The organism is Paraburkholderia humisilvae (genome assembly GCF_902859855.1).
GTDB lineage: Bacteria > Pseudomonadota > Gammaproteobacteria > Burkholderiales > Burkholderiaceae > Paraburkholderia > Paraburkholderia humisilvae.
Genome location: NZ_CADIKH010000163.1, coordinates 1 through 5,799, shown reverse-complemented (window position 1 = coordinate 5,799; position 5,799 = coordinate 1). Strand labels below are relative to the sequence as shown.

At 57.6% G+C, this 5,799-nt stretch carries 3 protein-coding genes; 2 read left to right on the top strand and 1 reads right to left on the bottom strand.

Annotated elements, in window-relative coordinates; translation table 11 throughout:
• On the top strand, positions 1–2,515 hold a 2,515-nt coding region (locus tag HV796_RS39870; protein ID WP_175233241.1), incomplete at its 5' end, for a hypothetical protein.
• A 1,605-nt stretch (positions 2,516–4,120) separates the two neighbouring features.
• The gene (locus HV796_RS39865) at positions 4,121–5,524 is read left to right on the top strand and encodes a class I SAM-dependent methyltransferase (RefSeq protein ID WP_175233240.1); all 1,404 of its coding nucleotides are present in this window, start codon (positions 4,121–4,123) and stop codon (positions 5,522–5,524) included.
• A 95-nt stretch (positions 5,525–5,619) separates the two neighbouring features.
• Here the strand turns inward: HV796_RS39865 and HV796_RS43675 are convergent.
• The coding region (locus HV796_RS43675; protein WP_217478195.1) for a hypothetical protein at positions 5,620–5,799 on the bottom strand (180 nt) is incomplete at its 5' end.

Genomic DNA, 5,799 nt, shown 5'->3' with positions numbered 1-5,799 from the left:
CATGCCGGTGATTTCGAACATCATCGGCATCGGGGAAGGCATCGCCCGTGGCGACGGGCAGGAGATCATCAGTTCGGTGCCGGTGATCTCCAACATATATAACGCGGCTGAAGGCGCCGCGACAGGAGATGGCAAGCGCACGGCAACCGCGCTCATCACACTGGTACCGTACGTCGGCTCGGGCTACATCATTGCGGACGGGGTGGCCAGTAACGACACGGCGCAGATCGTTGGTGGCACGATCGGCCTGGGGATGGATTTTGTGACTGCTGGAGAAGGTCATCTGCTCACGCGCAGCCGTGTCGTGGGCCATTCAGCGCTGGCGGACGGGAAAGTTGCCTCCCGCACCTTCTCCCACCATGAAGTGCCAGCAGCCGTACGCCTGCAGGCGCAGCACAGTCTGGGTGCGCTGAGAGACCTGGGAATGGATGACCGTGCACTGATGCTCACGGACAAGGCCGGGGAACACGGCAGCGTGGGCGACCCCTTCGCGCTGGTCGTGGCCCGCGAGGAAGCCGCTCCTTTAAGCCAGGACACGCAGCAGCTGCTCGAACGACTCACGCCGGTACCAGAGGATAAGCGGCCAGTGGCGATGCGTCGGGCGGAGGGCGGGACATGGCAGGATCCGCAAACGCTCGCGCACTACGCGCAGATCGGAGCGAAGCTGTACCGGGTGGCCAAAGACGAGGCCGCCTCGAGTGGCGGGTATGTGGTATGGAATCCGGTGGATGCCACGGGCAATGCGCGGGAGCGGACAATCCGTCTGGAAAACCGGGATGGCCAGTGGCAGCGGGCGAGCAATGTTCCGGGTCTGAAAGGTGGGGCGCCTGAACCACATCGCTTCCCCCAGCTGTCGGCGGATGAGGTGGACAACGAACTCGCGAATCTGGACGACAGGCCGCGTCCTCAAGGCCCGGGGGCGGACCCGGCAGGCACGGCGCTGGTTGACTGGGCCCACGCAGAGCAGGCGCGTGGACTGCCGCTTTCCCATGCAGAGCAGCAGATCCATGACAGCCTGAACGCTCCAGGGCGTCGACAGCCCGCCGCTCCCCTCCCGGGGAGCAGTCGCGCAAAGCCCCGCGCACGGCTCGTGCTGACACTACCTGAACACATCGATCTGCTGAAGGATCTGCCTGCGGAACTGAATCGGGTATACCGTCCCAGCGTCAGGCGGTTCCTGGCGCATCTGGAAGAGCAGGGACAGTCATGGTCGCAACTGGTGCCCGCAGGCAGCGGTGCGGGTGCGCGTCCTGTCGCGCTTGAACAGGCAGTCAACGAGGGTATCCGGCATCATGGCTTGCCGCCCAGCACGCGCGCTGCGCTCAATCAGGCCTTCGGGTTTAAGCTGCGAGGCGACATAAACAAAGTTCAGCTTGCGCCGGATCTTCAGGAGCACAAGGATCTGCTGAAGGATCTGCCTGAAGAACTGGATCATGCATACCGCTCCAGCGTCAGGCGGTTCCTGGCGCATCTGGAAGAGCAGGGTCAGTCGTGGTCGCAACTGGTGGCCGCGGGCAGCGGTGCGGGTGCGTGTCCTGTCGCGCTTGAGCAGGCGGTCAACGAGGGTATCTGGCATCATGGCTTGCAGACCAATACGCGCTCAGCCATCAACCAGGCCTTCGGGTTCAGGCTGCAAGGCGACATAAAAGAAGTTCGGCTTGCGCCGGATCTTCAGGAACACAAGGATCTGCTGAAGGATCTGCCTGAAGAACTGGATCATGCATACCGCTCTAGCGTCAACCGGTTCCTGTTGCATCTGGAAGAGCAGGGACAGTCATGGTCGCGACTGATGCCCGCGGGCAGCGGTGCGGGTGCGCGTCCTGGTGCGCTTGAACAGGCCGTCAACGAGGGGATCCGGCAGTATGGCTTGCGAGCCAACACGCGCGCAGCCATCAACAAGGCCTTCGGGTTCAGGCTGCAAAGCGACATAAAAAAAGTTCGGCTTGTGCCGGATCTTCAGGAGCACAAGGATCTGCTGAAGGATCTGCCCAAAGAACTGGATCAGGTATACCGCTCTCGCGTCAACCGGTTCGTGGTGCATCTGGAAGAGCAGGGACAGTCATGGTCGCAACTGGTGCCCACGGGCAGCGGTGCGGGTGCGCGTCCTGCCGCGCTTGAACAGGCCGTCAGCGAGGGGATCCGCCATCATGGCTTGCCGACCAACACTCGCGCAGCCATCAACCAGGCCTTCGGGTTCAAGCTGCAAGGCGACATAAAAAAGGTTCGGCTTGCGCCGGATCTTCAGGAGCACAAGGATCTGCTGAAGGATCTGCCCGAAGAACTGGATCAGGCATACCGCTCTAGCGTCAACCGGTTCCTGGTGCATCTGGAAGAGCAGGGGCAGTCATGGTCGCAACTGGTGCCTGCGGGCAGCGGTCCGGGTGCGCGTCCTGCCGCACTTGAACAGGCAGTCAGAGAGGGTATCCGCCATCATGGCTTGCAGTCCAACACGCGCGCATCCATCAATCGGGCCTTCGGGTTCGATCTGCAAAGTAAAGGAGAAAAGCGGGGATAGCCCGGCCGACTGTGTCGCGACAACAATGAGCAGATGATGAATCGTAAGCGCCATTTTCGTAAGAATGAAATGAACGCGTCCGTGCGCCAGTCAAGAGGTCAAAACCGGCAAGGTGTTGTGAATGAAAGAGTCATACGTTGAAGGTCTAGCCAGCCACGACGGCCTCGAGTCATGCGTGTACGTTCGTAATGACGTGGGCGAAGCGTTGGGAGAGGTACGCATGGGCCAGGTATCGGGCTGCGAAATCCATTTTCCGCGCCGAAAGGCACGGGCTGATCGGGGTGCCGAGGCACTGGGCGCTTGCCGAAAGCCAAGCCGGGATTGCCGTATTGGCAAGGCAGTCCCGGACCCCAGGCGGTCGGAGACCCTGAGCACATGCGGAAACACCTTGCACGGGAACCGGGAGGTCCCGCGACCCTACTACGTCGCGCCGGGAAGCGTCGGAAGTAGTGCGCATCGTAAAGCCTGAGGGCGTACGACGATGAGCTACGGGCGTGGGAAGTCGGACTGCTGCGTCGTGTGCGTTGGGCAGCACACTCTTCAGGAGGGTTCAAGTCCCTCTTGCGCTCAGTTAAGGGATCCGAAATTCGCAGGCAACGTCAGGTAATGCCTCGCTGGCCGGAGAGAGGTAGAAGGTATGGAGATGCCTACACGGGCACAAGGCGAAAGCCGGATACGGCCAAGGCAGACCTCAAGCCACCAGCTCGTGGTATTCCGGAGGGCAGGGTGTCCATTGTGAAGTGGAATCCGAAGGGCATGAGGAGAAGTACCGGGCCGTAATCGAGGGGGCCACCCCATGATGAACTGAGGCCCGCCGCAATACTGCCCGGCAGGAAGCGTCAAAAGCAGGAGACCTCGTTGCAGAAACAGCTGCCAGCTCTGCAAACGACCTATGTGTAACCTCTCTCGCCGACCGGTGGGCTCAAGCCACGTCATCACACGCCCAGACGATGGAGGCCGCGCTCGCTAACGATCTTCTGATCGCGTCGCACGCGCGTTGTGTTGGTGCCATGGTGGTCACGAATAATGAGCGTGAGTTCCGGCGTGTACCGGGGCTCAAAGTCGAAAATTGGCTCTAGTAATCGGAGAACTTGCTTAACGACTAGAAGCAAAACCGCCATGCAGCGTGAGCGAAGCGTTATCGAGTTGAGCAGGAACCTGGTTCGCGAAGTCCGCGGGACGGGATCAAATGAAACGTTTAAACGCTGCCTACCGCCAACTGGGCCTTTGCCAAAGGACAGATGAAGTGTGTTCGTGGAACCCATCCGTTCACCGCTAATCAATTCTACGGTTTGATTACATAAGCAGTACTTCGCATATCGACTTCGTTCTATCTGCGAGCCTTACCGCGACAAAATCCTCTAATGCGTCATGCATCCGACCGTTCAGTTTCCGACATGTTTGGTTAGGCAAACATCGAAATAATCCTGCACAATGGTCAGGGATCAAGCCTCCTTCCGATCGCTTTGTCGTGACATGAGGAGGCTTGCTCATCGATAAGCGCTCGATTTGCATACGTTTTTCCGTGCCTGTGTCATCGGTATCCGTAGTTATTTTGCGCAAGATTCGGACTGGGAAAATCTATTTCTATTACGGGAGAGAGGCGTGTCGGATTTTTCAGCGATTCATGATATGCATTTGACAGCAAGCTTTCTCGATGCGGGCGATCAGACAATACGCGCAGACATCGCGAACATCGAACAGGGAAAGCTCACACTGGAAATCTATGCGCCCTTCCGGAATCTTCGCCGGGGAGATTTGATAAGGAACCTTGTGGTTAGTGGGGCGGGGTTTGAGGTGGCTGTTGGTGATGCGCATCTCTCAGACAAGATAGATACCCGTCTGGGGATGCTGGTATCGCTCGATCTTGACGAAGGTTCTTCGGATCTGTTTGAAGGTGTCGGAGCGGCTGTTTCCGATATTGCCGCGAGTGCGTCGCTGAGCAATCTATCGTTCATGCACTCGAACATAGAAACGGGGTTCAGAGTTTCGGTTGACGACTGGCGCCGTACACTTGAGTCGATCAGCGTTTGGGCAGAGCGGTACGGACTCGAGGAGCAGAAACGGTTCGCCGACAGCCGTGCGCTAGGTGAGGCCTGTCAACGCGCCGCCGCTCCGTTATTTAGTGCGATCAATGAGTGCGTCGCATCGTTTGAACGTGAAGCTGCCCGGATTCCGCTTGAATTGGCGACGATCCATCAGCAATACGCAAGGCGGGTCCTTCACCCTGCGGTACTCAGTGCGCCATTTGTTTACCGTGCCTATTCGAAGCCCCTCGGTTTCCCCGGAGACTACGGTGTTGTTGATCAGATCCTGTCCGATCCTTGGCAAGGCCCGACAATTTACTCACGAATCGTCAACTCGGCGTTCTTAAGTGCAGCTCCTGCTCAAGCGCATCGAAACAGGGTGGAGATTCTTGAAAGCAAGCTACGCGAAACTGCAACACGGGCGGTGGGCGAGAGCCGAACAGCAAGCGTACTGAATATTGGCTGCGGTCCGGCGGCCGAGATCCAACGTTTTATCGAAAAAAGCGTGAACTGTGTCAATCTGGAGTTTACGCTTGTCGATTTTTGCACGGAGGCGATCGAGTATGCGCGGGCACAGATTTATAAAGTAACTGGTCTTACAAAAAGACCCGTGAAGGTTACTTTCCTGGATCAATCAGTTGATAAGCTTATAAGTAAGGGGCTTCAATTCCATAGTGCGGGGGAAGGATATGATTTTATTTATTGCGCAGGATTGTTTGACTACCTTTCTGATCGAACATGTCAGAAATTGTTGTCCCGCCTGCACACCCTGTTGAAGTCAGATGGCAGAATTCTGGTTACCAACGTTCATCCCCGGAATCCGATCCCTTTGATGATGGAATACATTCTGGATTGGCGTGTTATTCATCGTAGCGACTCATCGATGATAGGGATTTTGCCGCGCGACGTGTCAATATCGGCCCCTTCAATTTATGCCGACGCAAGCGAGGTTAACATTTTTATGGAAATCAGAAAAGCGTAAATCGTGCAGGTCAATTAACAACGAAACGCAACAGTATCGTCAAGTTGGTGGATTTGCGCCCTGACTCTACGCCAGCCGCAACGGAAAGATTCAGGTCAGTCACCTGCCCCCTGCATCTGCACGCGCCAGTCCCTCGGCGACGTCCCGCCGGCGTTCACGGGCAGCGAGCAATTGTCAAATCTGGTGTACGCGGTGAGCAGGTTCATCAGGCGGCGAGCGATTGCTGAACCGGTGTGCTGTCGATCACCGGGATGCCATTTCTGAAAGGAATGCCT